The 16,102-nt window shown below is 72.1% G+C and carries 18 protein-coding genes; 8 read left to right on the top strand and 10 right to left on the bottom strand.

Annotated elements, in window-relative coordinates; genetic code table 11:
• Nucleotides 1–240: 240 nt before the first annotated feature.
• Together ACFQ87_RS27280 and ACFQ87_RS27275 are read right to left on the bottom strand one after the other, a co-directional pair.
• Nucleotides 241–369, bottom strand: coding sequence for a hypothetical protein (locus ACFQ87_RS27280; RefSeq protein WP_380613467.1), 129 nt, complete (start codon nucleotides 367–369; stop codon nucleotides 241–243).
• A gap of 55 nt (nucleotides 370–424) precedes the next feature.
• Nucleotides 425–1,162 carry a DUF4232 domain-containing protein gene (locus ACFQ87_RS27275; RefSeq protein ID WP_380613466.1) on the bottom strand — a complete coding sequence of 246 codons (738 nt, stop codon included), beginning with the start codon at nucleotides 1,160–1,162 and terminating at the stop codon, nucleotides 425–427.
• A 193-nt stretch (nucleotides 1,163–1,355) separates the two neighbouring features.
• On the opposite strand from ACFQ87_RS27275, the gene ACFQ87_RS27270 reads away from it, so the two are divergent.
• From ACFQ87_RS27270 to ACFQ87_RS27255, 4 genes are all read left to right on the top strand, one after another.
• Nucleotides 1,356–2,678, top strand: a complete 1,323-nt coding sequence (locus ACFQ87_RS27270) for a helix-turn-helix domain-containing protein (protein WP_380613465.1) — start codon at nucleotides 1,356–1,358, stop codon at nucleotides 2,676–2,678.
• 167 nt (nucleotides 2,679–2,845) lie between these two features.
• A complete protein-coding gene (locus ACFQ87_RS27265; protein ID WP_380613464.1) occupies nucleotides 2,846–3,055 on the top strand; it encodes a hypothetical protein in 210 nt (69 codons plus the stop codon).
• Nucleotides 3,052–3,567, top strand: a complete 516-nt coding sequence (locus ACFQ87_RS27260) for a DUF302 domain-containing protein (protein WP_380613463.1) — start codon at nucleotides 3,052–3,054, stop codon at nucleotides 3,565–3,567. Before ACFQ87_RS27265 ends, ACFQ87_RS27260 begins: the two co-directional genes overlap by 4 nt.
• A 204-nt stretch (nucleotides 3,568–3,771) precedes the next feature.
• Nucleotides 3,772–4,686, top strand: a complete 915-nt coding sequence (locus ACFQ87_RS27255) for an NAD(P)H-binding protein (RefSeq protein WP_380613462.1) — start codon at nucleotides 3,772–3,774, stop codon at nucleotides 4,684–4,686.
• A 307-nt stretch (nucleotides 4,687–4,993) separates the two neighbouring features.
• On the opposite strand, the gene ACFQ87_RS27250 is transcribed toward ACFQ87_RS27255, so the two are convergent.
• The 5 genes from ACFQ87_RS27250 to ACFQ87_RS27230 form a co-directional block, all read right to left on the bottom strand.
• Nucleotides 4,994–6,034: a transporter substrate-binding domain-containing protein gene (locus tag ACFQ87_RS27250; RefSeq protein ID WP_380613461.1), complete on the bottom strand. Its 1,041-nt coding sequence runs from the start codon at nucleotides 6,032–6,034 to the stop codon at nucleotides 4,994–4,996.
• 219 nt (nucleotides 6,035–6,253) lie between these two features.
• Complete coding sequence (locus ACFQ87_RS27245) at nucleotides 6,254–7,801, bottom strand: AMP-binding protein (RefSeq protein WP_380613460.1); 1,548 nt, start codon at nucleotides 7,799–7,801, stop codon at nucleotides 6,254–6,256.
• Between the two features lie 48 nt (nucleotides 7,802–7,849).
• Nucleotides 7,850–9,094, bottom strand: coding sequence for an acyl-CoA dehydrogenase family protein (locus ACFQ87_RS27240; protein ID WP_380613459.1), 1,245 nt, complete (start codon nucleotides 9,092–9,094; stop codon nucleotides 7,850–7,852).
• A gap of 25 nt (nucleotides 9,095–9,119) precedes the next feature.
• Nucleotides 9,120–9,935 carry a 2,3,4,5-tetrahydropyridine-2,6-dicarboxylate N-succinyltransferase gene (locus tag ACFQ87_RS27235; protein WP_380613458.1) on the bottom strand — a complete coding sequence of 272 codons (816 nt, stop codon included), beginning with the start codon at nucleotides 9,933–9,935 and terminating at the stop codon, nucleotides 9,120–9,122.
• A gap of 295 nt (nucleotides 9,936–10,230) precedes the next feature.
• Complete coding sequence (locus ACFQ87_RS27230) at nucleotides 10,231–10,545, bottom strand: hypothetical protein (protein ID WP_380613457.1); 315 nt, start codon at nucleotides 10,543–10,545, stop codon at nucleotides 10,231–10,233.
• A gap of 373 nt (nucleotides 10,546–10,918) precedes the next feature.
• Here ACFQ87_RS27230 and ACFQ87_RS27225 point away from each other — a divergent pair, with 373 nt between their 5' ends.
• Together ACFQ87_RS27225 and ACFQ87_RS27220 are read left to right on the top strand one after the other, a co-directional pair.
• Nucleotides 10,919–11,233: a metalloregulator ArsR/SmtB family transcription factor gene (locus ACFQ87_RS27225; protein WP_380613456.1), complete on the top strand. Its 315-nt coding sequence runs from the start codon at nucleotides 10,919–10,921 to the stop codon at nucleotides 11,231–11,233.
• Nucleotides 11,230–11,634: an SRPBCC domain-containing protein gene (locus ACFQ87_RS27220; RefSeq protein WP_380613455.1), complete on the top strand. Its 405-nt coding sequence runs from the start codon at nucleotides 11,230–11,232 to the stop codon at nucleotides 11,632–11,634. The genes ACFQ87_RS27225 and ACFQ87_RS27220 overlap by 4 nt, the downstream gene beginning before the upstream one ends.
• Nucleotides 11,635–11,649: 15 nt before the next feature.
• Here ACFQ87_RS27220 and ACFQ87_RS27215 read toward each other — a convergent pair whose 3' ends face one another.
• The 3 genes from ACFQ87_RS27215 to ACFQ87_RS27205 form a co-directional block, all read right to left on the bottom strand.
• A complete protein-coding gene (locus ACFQ87_RS27215) occupies nucleotides 11,650–12,051 on the bottom strand; it encodes a pyridoxamine 5'-phosphate oxidase family protein (protein ID WP_380613454.1) in 402 nt (133 codons plus the stop codon).
• A 97-nt stretch (nucleotides 12,052–12,148) separates the two neighbouring features.
• Nucleotides 12,149–12,781, bottom strand: coding sequence for an MBL fold metallo-hydrolase (locus tag ACFQ87_RS27210; protein WP_380613453.1), 633 nt, complete (start codon nucleotides 12,779–12,781; stop codon nucleotides 12,149–12,151).
• On the bottom strand, nucleotides 12,778–13,863 hold the full coding sequence (locus ACFQ87_RS27205) for an S-(hydroxymethyl)mycothiol dehydrogenase (protein ID WP_380613452.1): 1,086 nt from the start codon (nucleotides 13,861–13,863) through the stop codon (nucleotides 12,778–12,780). The genes ACFQ87_RS27210 and ACFQ87_RS27205 overlap by 4 nt, the downstream gene beginning before the upstream one ends.
• Nucleotides 13,864–14,502: 639 nt before the next feature.
• Here ACFQ87_RS27205 and ACFQ87_RS27200 point away from each other — a divergent pair.
• Both ACFQ87_RS27200 and ACFQ87_RS27195 read left to right on the top strand, forming a co-directional pair.
• Entirely contained in the window at nucleotides 14,503–15,723 is a 1,221-nt protein-coding gene (locus ACFQ87_RS27200) for a cytochrome P450 (RefSeq protein WP_380613451.1), read from the top strand.
• Entirely contained in the window at nucleotides 15,720–15,977 is a 258-nt protein-coding gene (locus ACFQ87_RS27195; RefSeq protein ID WP_380613449.1) for a ferredoxin, read from the top strand. The genes ACFQ87_RS27200 and ACFQ87_RS27195 overlap by 4 nt, the downstream gene beginning before the upstream one ends.
• Nucleotides 15,978–16,102 lie beyond the last annotated feature (125 nt).

Genomic DNA, 16,102 nt, shown 5'->3' with positions numbered 1-16,102 from the left:
GCCAAGAAGCCCCACACTCCCAGCCGCCCCGGGCCCACTTGGTTGTCGGACGGGATGAGCCGACGACCGGGCGGTCCGGTTTCGGTGTCGTGGTCAGGTACCGGTCAGCCGCCGGTCAGACCTTGTCGGCGGCGATCAGCACGTACTGGAACCGCCCTCGTACGCGGCGGTCCACCCACGCGGCGGCGCGCCGCACTCCCCCACCCCCACCCCCAAACGACCTGTCTCGGCGCTCGGGCGTCAGCGCCGGGTGACGGCGGCTTCCCGCCCGAGGCCCGGGCCGTCCGGATCGCCGAGGAGGAGGACCTGGCAGGCCGAGCCGATGTGGACGGCCAGGAGCCGGGCGATCCTGCGGGGTGTGTTGCACATGGTGGCGTGCCTGCTTTCGGGCTGGGTGCTGTCGGCCGTTCGGGTGTTGCCGGGGTCACCAGGAGACGGCGTCGTCCAGCGACTGCTGCCAGTAGGTGACCGTGAGGGAGTCGTCCACGTAGACGCCCTTCGTGGGCAGCGACGGGTGGGCCCCCGCGCCGACGCTCTCGCTGCCGGAGGGGCCGCTGAAGTAGACGGCCAGGGACGTCGCGGTGCGGCCGTTCGAGCCGTTGCTGCCGTCGGTGGAGGACAGGTTGACGGAGGCGTAGCCGGACTCGCCGGGCTTGAGCGTGACGACGGCCTGCGGCTTCGAGTCGGTGATGACCGGGGGCACGGACTGCGCCTCGCCGAACTGGACGGCCGGGTAGCCGTAGAGGTAGCAGGTGCCGGAGCCGGTGTTGGTGACCGTGAGCAGCATGTGGTTCACGGGTCGGTTCAGCGGGGCGGCGGTGGTCTTGGTGTTGGAGCCCTCGCAGGTGGTCGGCTTGGCGGCCGGGGGAGCTGAGGAAGCCTTCGGTGCCGGGGTGTTCGCGGCGGGCTTGGAAGCGGTGGGCGGCGCGGGTGCGGTGGCCGGGGCCTTGCCGGTGGTGCCACCGGCGCCGTCGGACGGGACGGCGGACGCCGAGGGCGTCGTCGGTGAGGCAGGCGCCGCGGCGGGCACGGTGGCCCTGCGCGACGGGCCGGTTGCCGTCCCGATGTCTCCGCTGTCGCTGCACGCGGTGATCGAGAAGGCGGCGAGCGCGACGCTCGCGGCAGCGGTGATCAGACGGGTGCGGGAGGTACGGACGGACATGTGGTCGTGCCCCTTTCGGCATGCGCTCGGGTGGTGCGTCGATCGGATGACCGAAGCCTGCGGAGCGATCCGTCCCGGCCGCCACGCCTGGCGGCACGATGGGTAGGGTGGAACGGCGAACGAGGCTCTGATCAGCGGAAGTGGGACGAGCCTGGAACGCTGGAACGGGACACCGGGGGAACGGAGGGGACGGGTGTCGGAGGGCACGGGGGCCGCCGAGACGGAGGAGTTCGCGCGGCTGTTACGCGAGCTCAAGACCCGCTCGGGCCTGAGCTACGGAACGCTGGCCAAGCGGCTGCACATGAGCACGTCGACGCTGCACCGCTACTGCAACGGCACGGCGCTGCCCCATGAGTACATGTCGGCGGAGCGCTTCGCGCGGGTGTGCCGGGCGACCCCGGAAGAGCTCGTGGAACTGCACCGGAGCTGGATCCTGGCGGACGCGGCCCGAGGGCGCCGGACAGACCGGACTGTGGAGCGAACGCCGGCCCCAGTCCCGGTTCAGGCCCCGACTCCGGTCGCGGAGCCCCAGGCCGCCCCGGTCGCCCCGGTTGAACCCACCGCGGAAGAGACGGGCGGGGCGCCGGTCGTCGGGGCGGTGGCGGAGCCCGTTCGGCGGCGGCGCCACCGTAGCGCGCTGATCGCCTCCGCCGCGGGCGTCGCCGTGCTGGCCGTAGTGATGATCGTCGCGCGTCCCACGGTCCGGGATGGCGGGAACGATGCGGGCGGGCGGCAGACGGCCGGCGCCACGGCTGCGGCGACGGGCATGGCGGCCGTGCCGGAACCGTCCCTCTCCGCCCCCGCTGCCTCCGCCACCGGGACTGTGACCCCGACGTTCACTGCCCCGGCAACCGCGACGACGACTCCGAGCCCGTCCACCCCGAGCCCGTCCACCCCCGCCCAGCCCGCCGACGCGCCCGCGCCGCTCACTGTCGGCACTCGCCCGTACGTCTACGCCGACCCGTGCAGCCAGCACTTCCTCGTCAACAGCGCGCCCGCCCAGGTCGGGCCGCCCGCCACCGAGCGCGACGCCCCGCGCTGGGCCGCCGCCTACGGTGCGGTCTCCTCCGGCGAGCAGCAGGTCGCCCTCACCGTCCAGGGCACCGGAGCGGACACGGTCGTCCTGGAGGCGTTGCACGTACGGATCACGGCCAAGGGCGCGCCGCTCGCCTGGAACGACTACTCGATGGGCGTCGGCTGCGGCGGCGGGGTCGAGACCAAGTCCTTCGACATCGACCTCGACAGGGGCAGTCCCGTGATCACCGTCAAGGGCGGCCAGCGCGACTTCCCGTACAAGGTCAGCAAGTCCGACCCCGAGGTCTTCTACGTCACCGCGCACACCAAGGCGCACGACGTCCGGTGGGACCTCACACTGGACTGGTCCAGCGGCGACCGCCGCGGCACCATCCCGATCGACAACAGGGGCACCCCCTTCCGCACCAGCGCCGACGTCAACCGCCCCGGCTACGACTACCCGCTGGGAGGCAGCGAGTGGATCAAGCGGACGGACGGCTAGCAGAAGTCGATCAAGGTCGTGCGATCCGTGGCCGGCTCCAGCAGACCTCGCCGCCGCACCGCTCCCCACCGCCTGAGCGAGCCGGAAGCGCACGCTTCGGTCAACCTTGGTGGAGGTGCACATGCGCTTCCCGGCCGAGATCGCCACCCACAGTCCTGCGACGACGCATGGACTACATCGCCGAAGTCAACGGCAGCACCCTGGTCGGCCACTACACCAGCCGCCACAGGTCCTTCGACGGCCTGCTGGTGGCGACCCGCCGGCGCGTCTTCCGCCGCAACCCCGACAACAGCGTGAACCTCAACCTGCCGTCCATCACCCTCGACATCCACCACGTGGAACTGGTCCGCTCCGGCACGGAGGAAGCACAGCCATGACCATGCACACCACGACCGTCGACCACCCCGCCCGGCGCCTCCTCGTGGCACTCCCGCAGCCGTACGACGCCGCCCGCGAGCAGTACGAGACCCTCGTCCCGGAGGTCGATCAGGCCCGCTTCTTCCAGATGGCCTCCTGGGACGCCACGCTCGAACTCGCCGAGATCAACGCCCCGTACGGGTTCATGCGCTACTACCGCGGCGACCTCACCGCCCTGATGGCCGGATCGCCCTCCCGCTGGAAGGCCACGCAGTACCTGATGGGCAACCACACCATCGCCGAACGCATGTTCCGTCACGACCCGTCGGTCATGCTGCACGCGCCGCTGCGCACTCTCCTCTACGCCGACCCCGACGGCGACACGAAACTGGCGGTCGACCAGCCCAGCCTGCTGTTCGCCAGCTACCACGACGAGCGGATCTCCGACGTCGGTCGCGAACTCGACGCTCTGCTCGCTCAGTTGATCAGGCTACTCGGCGGCGCGATGCCCACGCACCTGGCAACCGCGTAGGACCGGGGTCGATGCGGGGTCCGTTGCCCGTGACCGGGTGCCCGTGAACCGACCGCCACCGACGGGCCTGCGGCGTACCGCTGCCGCAGGTACGGTGAAGGAGGAGACGACCCGGCCGTGGCCGCGCGGGTGACGCGCCGGACAGCCCGCAGTGCCGTCCGAGCGGACCGGACGCCTGGTCCGGAGGACAGGAGGCGATCGACGATGCATTCCCAACTCGTCCTTGTCACCGGCGTTGGTGGCGGCGTCGGCGGAGTCGGACGAACGGTCCTCGACCGGTTGCACGCCGAGGGCGTGCCCGTCCGGGCTCTTGTCCACCACGACGACGAACGGGCCTCGGCTCTACGGGCCATGGTCGGCGTGGAGGTGGTGGTCGGCGATCTCACACGCGGCGCCGACGTGGTGGAGGCACTGGCGGGCTGCCGCCGGGCCTACTTCGGGATGAGCGTGTCGCCCGCGTACCTGGAGGCCGCGACGACGGTCGCCGCGGCCGCGCGGGAAGGTGGCGGTCTCGAACTGCTGGTGAGCATCTCGCAGATGACGGTCTCCCAGATGGACCTCACCAGCGACGCCGAATCCCGGCAGCAGCGACTGCACTGGCTGGCCGAGCACGTCCTCGACTGGTCGGGGGTGCCGGTCGTCCATGTCCGGCCCACGGTGTTCATGGAGAATCCGCTCTTCGCCCGGGTCGCTGTCGCCTCGATCCTGCGGGACCGCACGATCCGCCTCCCGTTCGGCTCCGCCCGGACTTCGCCGGTCGCCGCAGCCGATGTGGCGGAGGTCATCGCACGCCTCCTGCTCGACCCGGCTCCGCAGTCCGGCCGCGTCTACGAACTGACCGGAGCGCGCTCCCGCGACATGGCGACCATCGCGGCCGAGTTCTCCACTGCCCTGGGCCGTACCGTGACCTACGTCGACGTGCCGTACGAGGAGTGGCTGGAACGCGACCTCAAGGAGCTGGACCTGCCGCCCCACGTCTTCGAGCACATCGCCACGATGGCGCGGCTGCACCGCGAGAACCGGTACGACCGGGCCACGAACGACGTCGCCGAGCTGCTCGGGCGCCCCCCGCTGGGGTTCGACAGCTTCATCAGGAACACCCCCGCCCTGCAGTCGTAGCCAGATCGGTTGCCGGGCCGAGCAGTGGTGGTTCCCGCTGGCGGGTGATCCCGGTAGGGCAGCCAGGACAACGTGCTCGGGCGATCGCCCACCTCACCGACGTCAGCCATCAGCCGGTAGCGGCCGGCAACCACCGGCCGACCGCGCCCCCCCTCACCCATACCGCCCGGACGGCACCACCCTGGCCATCGCCGGTTCGGACGACACCGTGCGCCCGTGGAGGCTCACGGGCATCGGCTGAGCCCCGCGGAGGCCCCGCCCTGTCCTGCCCTGCTCTCCCCTGAGAGGATCATGTTCCGTACTGGGGTCACGAGTTGGAGTACTGCGCCGCGGGTGGCTCCAATTCGGGGTGGCCGGGGACGTTGGGCTTGAGCCAATGGTCGTAGCTCTGCTGCCAGGCGCCGCTCCCGCGGTAGTCCTCCAGGACCTGGTTGACCCAGGAGGCGAGGTCCGGTTCGCCGGGTGAGATGGCGACGCCGTAGGGCTCGTCGGAGAGTTGGTCGCCGACCACGGTGGTTTGCGGGTCCTGGGCGGCCAGGCCGTAGGCGATGGCGTCGTCGGTGACGATCGCGTCGTCGTTGCCGAGTTCGAGCTGGACCAGGCAGTCCAGCTCCTGGTCCCGCTTGTCGAGTGCGGCCACCTTGTACTTCTGCTGGGGCGCCGGCAGCGCGGTGTCCGGTTCCAGCAGGGTCTCGGCGGTGGAGCCTGCGGCGACGCACACACGCCGTCCCTTCATCGCGTCGGGCCCGCTCTCACCCTGTTCGGCCTTCGCGGCCGGTATCAGGACCCGCTGTCCGGCTTCGAAGTAGACCGTGGACATGGCCACGTCCTGGCTCCGTTTGCAGGTGATCGTCATGGTGTGCACGACCAGATCGACGTGCTGGTCGCCGGTGGCCTTGAGGCGCGGTTGGCGTTGGGCGTCGTCGAGTGCGACCCAGTTGACCTTCGGGTTTCCCAGCGAGGCGACAATCGCCTTCGCGAGGTCGATGTCGAATCCCTGGGGTGTGGCGCCGTCCGGGCCCAGGAATCCCCATTCGTAGTCGTTCAGGTCCACGCCGATGTTGATCGTCCCGCGGGCCTGGATCGCCTTGATGGTCGGCCCGGAGGGATCCTTCTTCGGGGGGTACTTGCTCGCCTTGCAGGACGGGTCCGAGGCGGAAGCGGTGTCGGCCGCGAGACTCGGCGGGGGCGAGGCCAGCGGGCCGGTGGCCGCGGTGGTCCGCGTGGCGGCCGGCCGGGCGCCCCCGCCCGTCGTGAGGGCCGCCGCCACCACGGTGGCGAGGGCGAGTATTGCCGTGGTTCCGCGAAGCCGCATCAGGCGTCCTCCGATGGTTTCGTTGCGGGTCACCAGTACTCCGTCGGCCGACGTCCGGCGCCGGTCAGCACGCCGGCTGCGGCCGGCAGTGTGCGTGGAAGATATGTGATGGCACGTCGAACGAATTGGCAAGGGGCCTGGGCCTTTTGGTGAACCCCGGCAGTCACAGGACGCGGACTGCGGCCCTGACGGTTCCGCCCCCACACCCCGACGGATCCCGCCCCCACGGTCGGGGCGGGATCCGGTTTCGCGCTACCGGGCGGCCGCCTGGCGGCGCAGGAGCTTCTTGTCGGGCTTTCCCGCGTCGGTGAGCGGCAGTTCCGCGAGGAAGGTGACGTGGGCGGGCTCGTGCAGCGGGCCGCGACGGGTGCGGACCAGGGTGCGCAGCTCCTGCGGATCGGGGCGGGTGCCGGGGACGGGGACGACGACGGCGTGGACTCGTTCGATCCGGTTGGCGTCGGGGGCGCCGAAGACCGCGCTCTGGTGCACCTGGGGGTGGGAGTTGAGCAGGTCCTCCACCTCGGAGGTGTAGACGTGGCCGGCGCCGGTGTTGATCAGGTCCTTCAGCCGGTCGACGATGTAGAGGTAGCCCTCGTCGTCCTGGTATCCGACGTCGCCGCTGTGCAGCCAGCCGTCCTTGAGGGTGGCTGCGGTCAGTTCGGGCTGCTTCCAGTAGCCCTGCATCAGGCTGTCCGAGGCGATGCACACCTCGCCGTGCCGGCCGGCGGGCAGGTCGCGGCCCTGCTCGTCGCGGATCGCGACCCGGTAGCCGGGGGCGATCCGGCCGACCGAGTGCAGCAGGTGCGGGCGGGCCGGGTCGTGGTCGCCGGTGTCGAGGACGCTGACGATGCCCGCCTCGTGCTGTCCGTAGAGCTGGACGAGGACCGGGCCGAAGCGGCGGACCGCGTCGGTGAGACGGGCCGGTGAGGCCTGGCAGCCGCCGTAGGTGAGGCGGCGCAGGCTGGTGGTGTCGGTGTGCCCGGACTGCGGGTGGTCCAGCAGCTGGTAGAGCAGCGGGGGCATCAGGAACAGGTCGGTGATGCGTTCCTGTTCGATGGCGGTCAGGACGGCGGCCGGGTCGAACTCGTCGAGCAGCACCGCGCTGCCGCCGGCCCGCAGCACCTTGTCGGTCATCTGGCCTGCGGCGTGCGCGATGGTGGTGCACACCAGCAGGCGCGGCGGGCCCGCCGGGTCGGCGGTGGGCAGGTCGGGGCCGAAGCGGCGGACCTGGCCGTAGCTGATGCAGATGCCCTTGGAGTGGCCGGTGGTGCCGCCGGAGTGGCGGATGGTGCGGACGTCACCCGGCCGGGCCCGGCTGGTGAACGGGTCGGCACTCTCGGCGGCGGCGAGGGCCAGCAGGTCGGTGGCCTCCGTGGTGGGGCCGTCCGTGGTGGGGCCGAGGACGAGGACGGCCTCGATGTCCGTGCGCCCGGTGATGTCGGTGGCGCGGACGGCGTGTTCGGGGTCGACGATCAGCGTGTGCGTCTCGACGTCCCGGACCATGGCGGCCTGCGTGTCGGCCGGCAGCCTGGTGTAGAGCTGGTTGGTCCGGCAGCCGACCAGGTTGGCGGCGTAGCGCGCGGCGATCGCCTCGGGCCGGTTGCCGGTCAGCAGCGTGACCGTGTGGTGGCGGTCGAGGCCGCGGGCGCGTAGGGCGTGTGCCAGCCGGTGGGCGAGGTCGCGCAGGTCCCCGGCGGTGGTGGTGCGTCCCCGGTGGACCAGGGCCGGGCGGTCGGGGTCGGCCCCCAACTCGTCGAGGATGTCGACGACTTCGGTCCGGTAGGGCGAGGTTGGTGACATGTGTGGTTCTTTGCGCCTCGGTTCGATGGAGTGCTGGGCGACGAGGGGTCAGCGGTGGGCCAGGAGCCGTGCGTCCCCGGCGTTTGTGTCCCCGGTCTGCCGGTCCTCGGCCAGCAGGGCGTGGGCCAGCACGCTGTAGAGCGTGTCGTTGGGCCCGTCGGCGATGCGCAGCCCGCGGATGTCTCGCAGGCGCTTCTCCATCGGGGTGTGCTTGGTGTAGCCCTCGCTGCCGTGCAGCTGGAGGGCGAGGTCGACGGCCCGGTAGGCGGCGTCGGTGGCCAGCGCCTTGGCGGCGGAGCAGGTGGCGACGTCGGTCTCGCCCTGGTCGATGCGCTCCAGTAGCGCGAAGCACCAGGCGGTGGCGGCCTCGACCTCGGCGGCGGCGGTGCCCAGGCGGGCGGCGACGGACGGGATCGCCGCGAGCGGCATCCGGGCGACGGTGCGGGCGCGGGTGCGGGCCGCGGACTCCTGGATCGCCGCGGCGGCGGCGCCGAGGCAGACCAGCGACATCATCAGGCGCCAGGCGGAGAAGTGCGTGTCGAAGATCCGGCGGCCGGCGCCGGGTTCACCGAGCAGGAAGTCCTTGTCCAGGCGGGTGTCGACGAAGTGCAGGTGGCCGAAGCTCCAGCCGCGCATGCCCATCGGATCGGTGGTCTCGGTGAGCACGCCGGCGGCGTCGGCCGGCACCCACACCGCAGACAGCGGCACGTCGCGCAGGTCGATGCGGCCGGCGTCGGCGCGGTCGACGAGCTTGCAGAAGACGACGAAGCCGTAGGCCTCCTCGACCCGACTGATCAGGCCCTTGGATCCGGAGAGCGTGAAGTGGTCGCCGTGGTCGACCAGGACGGTGCGAAAGCCCCGCAGGTCCGAGCCCGAGTGCGGCTCGCTGGACGCGATGCCCGCCAACTTGCCCTCGCCGACGACCTTTTCGCGGGTGTGGCGGACGAGCGCGGGCGAACCGTAGCGCAGCGGCATCGCGGCGTGTCCGGTGCTGAAGATCTCGCGGGCGTCGCAGTCGCGCTGCCCGGCGAGGAACATGGCCATCCCCTGGGCCACGCGTCCGCGCGGTTCGCCGGGCTCGCCCTGCTCCCCCTGCTCGTCGGGGAAGGTGACGTCGATGCCGGTGAGCCCCGCGGCCGCGGCTTGGGCGCGCAGGGCGAGCCAGTCGGGGCGGGGGTCGCCCTCGCAGCCGGGTTCGGGCAGGTGGGTGTCCAGAAATACCGTCAACTTGACGGCTAGGTCGGAGAGTTCGGGGTGACGGTCCAGGAGCGGACGGATGCCGGTGGCGGGCATGGGATGGGCTTTCCGTGAAGAGGCGTCAGAGGGTGAGCGTGGCGGGCGGCTGGGTGCGCACGGCGTCGTTGAGCTTGGCCTTGTCGTGGCGCTCGCCCTTCTTCAGGTGCTTGATGACCAGCAGGCAGGGCAGTCCGAAGGTGCCGCCGGCGAACTCGCGCGGGCGGTTGGCGGGGACGGCGACCGTCCACGGCGGCACCTCGCCGCGGCTGAGCTCCTCGCCGGTGGCGGCGTCGATCACCGGGATCGTGTCGGTCAGCAGGGCTCCGGCGCCCAGCAGCGCGCCCTCCCCTACCCGGGCGCCGCTGTAGACCATCGAGCGGGCGCCGATGAAGGCGTCGTCCTCGATCACCACCGGCTTGGCCATGGGGGGCTCGATCATGCCGCCCAGTCCGACTCCCCCGGACAGGTGGACGTTGCGGCCGATCTGGGCGCAGGAGCCGATGCCGACCCAGGAGTCCACCAGGGTGCCCTCGCCGACGTACGAGCCGATGCCGATGTGACTCGGCATCACCACGGCGCCGGGCTCCTGGTAGCTGCCCCGTCGGATGACCGCGCCCGGCGACACCTGGACGCCGTCGATCGTGCTCTTCAGCGGAATCTTGTCGGCGCACTGGAAGGGGCCGAACTGCGAGGGCTGCGGCGAGGCCTGCTTGTAGAGCAGCAGGATCGCGTTCTTCAGCCACTCGTGCACCACGACCTCGCCGTCCAGCAGTTCGGCCACCCGCGCACGGCCGGTGTCCAGCAGGCCGATCGCCGCGTCGACGGCGGCCACCGCCTCGGCGGACTGCAGCGGGACCTCGTCCCGCCGCTTCCAGAGGTCCTCGAGCTCGCTCTGCAAGCTCGTCACATCGAGACCATTGCCCATGACGCTCCCCACTTTCCAACTCTTCCGGGCTTTCCCGGCCTTCCGGGCTTCAGGGTCGGAGGACGGACCGCACGCGATGCCCCCGGGTGCGTTCTCCGACCGTGTCGCGCGACGCCGACCACTCCCCCTGGGCGTCCGCGCGATGACGGCACGCCGAGTTACCTCCCAGTAACGGCGCGCCGAAGCCAGCCTTCCACACCTGTGATTCGTAGATCAAATCACCGGTAGGGCATTGATATTAAGGTTGAAAAGTAAATTTTTGCCCCTATCAAAGGGGGCCTTGGGGTTGCGTTCGCCGCGCGCGGCGCGGGGCCGGCGCGGGGGCCGGGACCTGGACCGAGGTGGTGTCGAAGGCGAGCACCGAGGCCCCCGACGGCTCGCTGTCGGCCACGTAGAGCCGGGTGCCGTCCGCGCTGATCCGCGGGTCGGGCAGGTCGGCGTAGCCGGGGGTCAGCCTGATGTGCGCGGTGGCGGTGTCGGCAGCGGGGCCGATGATGTCGGCCGCGCCGGCGCTGGTGCCGTTCACCGAGAACAGCCGGCGGCCGTCGGCCCCGCGCGTCGTCCCCGAACGAATGCTGGACACCAACTCGCCCTCTCACACCGCGTGTTGCGGTACTGGGGACGGGCTAGCCCATGCGGGCGAAGGTCTGATCGACGTAAGAGCGGCCGTACGGCGATCGACTGACGCTCCCTTGACACTTCGCCCGCCGCCTCGAATTCGTCGGCGGTCTCCAGGGCGGCCACGGCATTCGGGCAGGGAGGCGATGCCGTTGTGGTGCCCCCGAGTTGGCCCTGCTGGAGGTTCCACTCCTCGCGGGGCAGGTGGTGCCAGGGGTCGAGCCATTCGTGCCGCAGGAAGAGCGGCCGGGTCGGTTTGATGTCGCCGACTGACTGAAAGCAGCGGGATGCGTCGGAAGAAGTTGACATGTCGGCGATCTCCGACACATAGTGGGGCCATGGCGGATGTCGATGTCTTCAGCGCGCTGGCCAACCCCGTACGGCGGAAGCTGTTGGAGAGCCTGCGGGACGGTCCCCGGGCGGCAGGCGAGCTGGCCGGGGAGTTCGAGCTCAGCCGGCCGGCCGTCTCCGAGCACCTCGCGGTGCTCCGGAACGCCCGACTGGTGCGCGAGGAGCCGAGGGGGCGGCACCGCTACTACCACCTGGAGCCCGCCCCGCTCGCCGAGGTCGAGGCGTGGCTCCACCCCTTCGAGCACTACTGGCGGGCGCGGATGCGTTCGCTGCGCGAGCTCCTGGACGAGGAGAGTTCATGACCGAGAAGGCCGCGATCAACTGCGACGAGTTCCTGCCGTACCCGCCGGCGCGGGTGTGGGAGGCGCTGACCGATCCGGAGCTGCACGCGCGGTGGTGGGCCGCCGGGGACGTGAAGGCGGTGGTGGGGCACCGGTTCACGCTGGACATGGGGCCGTGGGGGCAGCAGCCCTGCGAGGTGGTCGAGGTGGAGGTGGAGCGGCTGCTGAAGTACAGCTTCGCCGAGGGGTCGCTGGACACCACCGTCACCTGGCGGCTGGTGCCCGAGGGGCACGGGACGCGGCTGCTGCTGGAGCACGCGGGCTTCGACCTGGACACCCCGATGGGCCGGCAGGCCCACCAGGGCATGGCGCAGGGCTGGCCGTCGGTGCTGCGCCGGATCGCCCCGGCGCTCGCGGAGTGACCGTCGCGCGAGCTCTCAGGCGCGGCCGAGGACGCGCTCCACGGCGATCTCGATGACCACCCGGTCCGGGTTCTCCCGGGGCGTGCGGTAGCGCTCGGCGTAGCGCCGCTCCGCGTCGGCGACCTGCTCGGGCTCGTCGCGCACCACCGCGACGCCCTCCAGGGTGGACCAGCGGGCCCGGTCCACCTGACAGACCGCGACCCGCAGGCCCTCCGCCCCGGCCGCCGCGACGTTGCGCGCCTTGCGGCTGGTGCGGCTGGTGATCACCCTCGCGGTGCCCGTCTTCGGCTCGAAGGTCACGCCGACCGGCACCACGTGCGGCGAACCGTCCGGGCGGGTGGTGGTCAGGGTGGAGATGTGCCGCTCGCGCCAGAAGGCGAGGAAGGCTTCGTCGAGGTCGCGCGGGTCATGGGCCATGATCGGGATCGTACGGCCCCCGGGAGACGATCAACGTCCCGGGGGCCGTAGCGGCATCAGGACCGGCGGCATCAGGACCGGCGCCAGGACCGCCGGCTCAGTGCCCGCGCGCGATCCACTCCGACAGGGCCGGGGCCTCGGCACCGATCGTGGTCGGGTCACCGTGGCCGGTGCGCACCACCGTCTCGGCCGGGAGCGAGAGCAGCCGCTCGCGGATCGACTCGATGATGGTCGGGAAGTGCGAGAACGAGCGCCCCGTCGCACCCGGACCGCCCTGGAACAGGGTGTCCCCGGTGAACACGGTGCCCAGCTCCGGCGCGTACAGGCAGACCGCGCCCGGCGCGTGCCCCGGGGTGTGCAGCACGGTCAGCCCGGTGCCGGCCACCTCGATCCGCTGCCCGTCGGCGAGTTCGCCGTCCGGGAGCCGCTCGGGGTGGGTGAGCTTCCACAGCGGCAGGTCGTCCGGGTGCAGCAGGATCGGCGCCCCGGTGCGCTCGGCGAGGGCCGGGGCGGCGTCGATGTGGTCGTTGTGCGCGTGGGTGGACACGATCGCCACCAGCCGGCGCCCACCGAGCGCCGCCTCGATCGCCGTCGCGTCGTGCGCGGCGTCGATCACCACCGCCTCCTGGTCGTCGCCGACGATCCAGACGTTGTTCTCCACCTCCCAGCTGCCGCCGTCCAGCTCGAAGGTCCCGGCGGTGACCAGCCGGTCGATGCGCGCAGCGGTCACAGGATCACCACCGAGCGGAGGACGTCGCCCTGGTGCATGCGCTCGAAGGCCTGCTCCACCGCGTCGAGTTCGATGGTCTCGGTGACGAAGGCGCGGAGGTCCAGGCGGCCCTGGAGATAGAGGTCGATCAGCATCGGGAAGTCGCGGGACGGCAGGCAGTCGCCGTACCAGGAGGACTTGAGGGCGCCCCCGCGGCCGAAGACGTCGAGCAGCGGCAGTTCCAGGGTCATCTCCGGGGTCGGGACGCCGACCAGGACGACGGTGCCGGCGAGGTCGCGGGCGTAGAAGGCCTGCCGGTACGTCTCGGGGCGGCCGACTGCCTCCACCACGACGTCCGCGCCGTTGCCTCCGGTGAGTTCGCGGATCGCCTCGACCGGGTCGGTGGTACGGGAGTTGACGGTGTGGGTGGCCCCGAGCATACGGGCCGTCTCAAGCTTGCGGTCGTCGATGTCGACGGCGATGATCTTCGCCGCGCCCGCCAGCCGGGAGCCCATCACGGCCGCGCCGCCGACGCCGCCGCAGCCGATCACGGCGACCGAGTCGCCCCGGCCGACGTTGCCGGTGTTGATCGCGGCGCCCAGGCCCGCCATCACGCCGCAGCCCAGCAGGCCGGCGACGGCCGGCTCGGCGGTCGGGTCGACCTTGGTGCACTGGCCGGCCGCGACCAGGGTCTTCTCGGCGAAGGCGCCGATGCCCAGGGCCGGGGACAGCTCGGTGCCGTCCAGCAGCGTCATCTTCTGCTTGGCGTTGTGGGTGTTGAAGCAGTACTGCGGGCGGCCGCGCTTGCAGGCGCGGCACTGGCCGCACACCGCGCGCCAGTTGAGGACGACGAAGTCGCCGGGCTCGACCTCGGTGACGCCCTCGCCGACCGACTCCACGATGCCCGCGGCCTCGTGGCCGAGCAGGAACGGGAACTCGTCGTTGATGCCGCCCTCCCGGTAGTGGAGGTCGGTGTGGCAGACGCCGCAAGCCTGGATCCGGACCACCGCCTCGCCCGGCCCCGGGTCCGGCACCACGATCGTGGTCACCTCCACGGGCGCGCCCTTGGCGCGCGCGATGACTGCCTTGACCTGCTGGGGCATCCGATTCCACCTCCGTCGGCCGGTGCGGCTCTGCACCGGCGTGACCTGCGACGAACGACTGCAGAGGAACTGTAGAGGGACTCCCGTAGCTCTGCCCACGAAGCGTAGCGCCCGGCCGGTCGGCCGTCGTCGGAGCGGGTCGGGTGATCCCGCTCACCGCACGTGCCAGGCGCATATCCGCCGCCTGACCGCGTCTCACGCGGCGCCCGCCCCGGCGCGGCTCGGCACCAGGGGCGCGTGGGTGGTGCTGAGCGCCCGTCAGCGTGCTACGAACTGCCCGGAAAGCACCGCCGTTGGCTGGAAGTGCCGCAGACGGCTGCCCCGCCGCCCACGTACGGTCGTAGCAGAGGCGGTCCACGCGACCACGCTCAGCACACCCGCCCCACCTGACGGCACGCCACCGCGCGCCGCCCGTGCCGGGCACGTACCGGCCGTACGCCCCCGCACGTTTCGCGCCATCCCGCGCACGGGCCCGCGCCCCTGCGCGAGCTGCGTTTCCCGGCCCACCCGCACCCCGGTCCACCCGAACCCCGGCCCTGAGTCGAGCCGCCCGGCCGAACCGCCCGTCCCCGCACGATCCCGGATCACCCCCCGTCGGACCGCCGCGCGCGGCCCGCTGACCTGGAGTCTGGAGTACGGATGTCCACCGAGAACAGTGCGACCGGTGCCGGCACCGGCACCGCCCCGCTCCCCCCGCTGCACTGCCTGCGCCACCAGGAACCCGGCCCGCCGCGGCTCGCCGCGCTGCCCACCGGCACCCCGGTCTGGCTGGTCAGTCGGCACGCCGACGTGCGACAGGTGCTCACCGACCCGCGCCTGGGCCGCGCCCCGCTCTACGCGTCGGACGCGCCGCCGGTCACGGTCACGCCGAACATCCTGGACGACCCGCAGAGCATGCTGAACATCGACGGCACCGAGCACCAGCGGCTGCGCCGCACCGTGCAGCGGGCGTTCACCCCGCGCGCGATCGCCCGCTGGAAGCCCTGGGTGGCCTCGGTGGTCGAGTCGCTGATCGACGAGCTGATCGACCACGGCTCCCCCGCCGACATCGTCGCCGCCTACACCCGTCCGCTGCCGGTCGCGGTGATCAGCCGCCTGATGGGCCTGGACAACCTCGACAGCAAGCGGCTGGCACACTGGAGCGATCACGCGCTGTCCACCACCGCCTACACCGCCGAGGCGATCGGCACCGCGATGACCGAGTTCGCCGCCTTCGGCGCCGAGGTGATCGCCGAACGCCGCGCCGCCCCCGGCGAGGACCTGGTCAGCGGTCTGCTCGCGGCCGCCGCCGAGGACGGCTCGATCACCGAGGGGCAGCTGGTCGCGCTGGTCATCGGCCTGGTGGTGGCCGGGCACGAGACCACCATGACCAGCCTCGGCAACGCCCTGGTCTACCTGCTGGAGGACGGCCGGGAGGCCTGGCAGCGGCTCGCCTCCGACGAGGCCAGTGCCGCCGCAGCGACCGAGCAGATCCTGCGCGCCGTCCCGCTCGGTGACGCCCAGGAGCACATGCCCGGACTGCTGCGCCGCACGGTGGAGGACGTGGAGATCGGCGGGGTGGTGATCCCGGCCGGCAGCGTGGTGGCCGCCGACGCCAACGCCGCCAACCAGGACCCGTCGGTCTACACCGGGGACCTCGGCACCGAGCTGTTCTCCCCGCTGGCCGCGCCGATGCTCACCTTCGGCGCCGGTCCGCACCACTGCCTGGGCGCCTGGCTGGCCCGGATGGAGCTCGAACTCGCCCTGCACCGGCTGGCCCGCCGACTGCCCGCGCTGCGGATGGCCGGCCCGGCCGACGGCATCGACTGGCGGCGCGGGCTGCTCACCCGCAGCCCCAACGCGCTGCAGGTCTCCTGGTGACGGGCTCCGCCGAGACCGGGGCCGTGGTGGTCCGGGTCGACCGGGACCGCTGCATCGGCTCCGGGATGTGCACGCTGAGCGCCCCCCGCTCGCTGGCCCTGGACGCCGACGGACGGGCCCAGCCGGTGGCCGAATACGCCGACGGCGGTGCAGAGTTGACGGACGGGCTGGCCGAGGCGGTCGAGTTCTGCCCGGTCGAGGCGCTCGCCCTCCACTCGGCGCGCGGCGGGTACCGGATCGCCCCGGCGGACTGACGGACCACCTGGTGCCGCCCGGTGGGGGGTGGGGGGGGGGGGGGAGGAGGAGGGGGAGGGGGGGGTTCGGGGGGTTCACCCAAAAGGAGTTGGAGGCGGGGAGAGGGGAAAGGCTAACCAAACAA

This window comes from Kitasatospora sp. NPDC056531 (genome assembly GCF_042794375.1).
GTDB lineage: Bacteria > Actinomycetota > Actinomycetes > Streptomycetales > Streptomycetaceae > Kitasatospora.
Note: the sequence above shows the minus strand (reverse complement) of the source record. Positions and strands in the feature narration are given on the sequence as shown.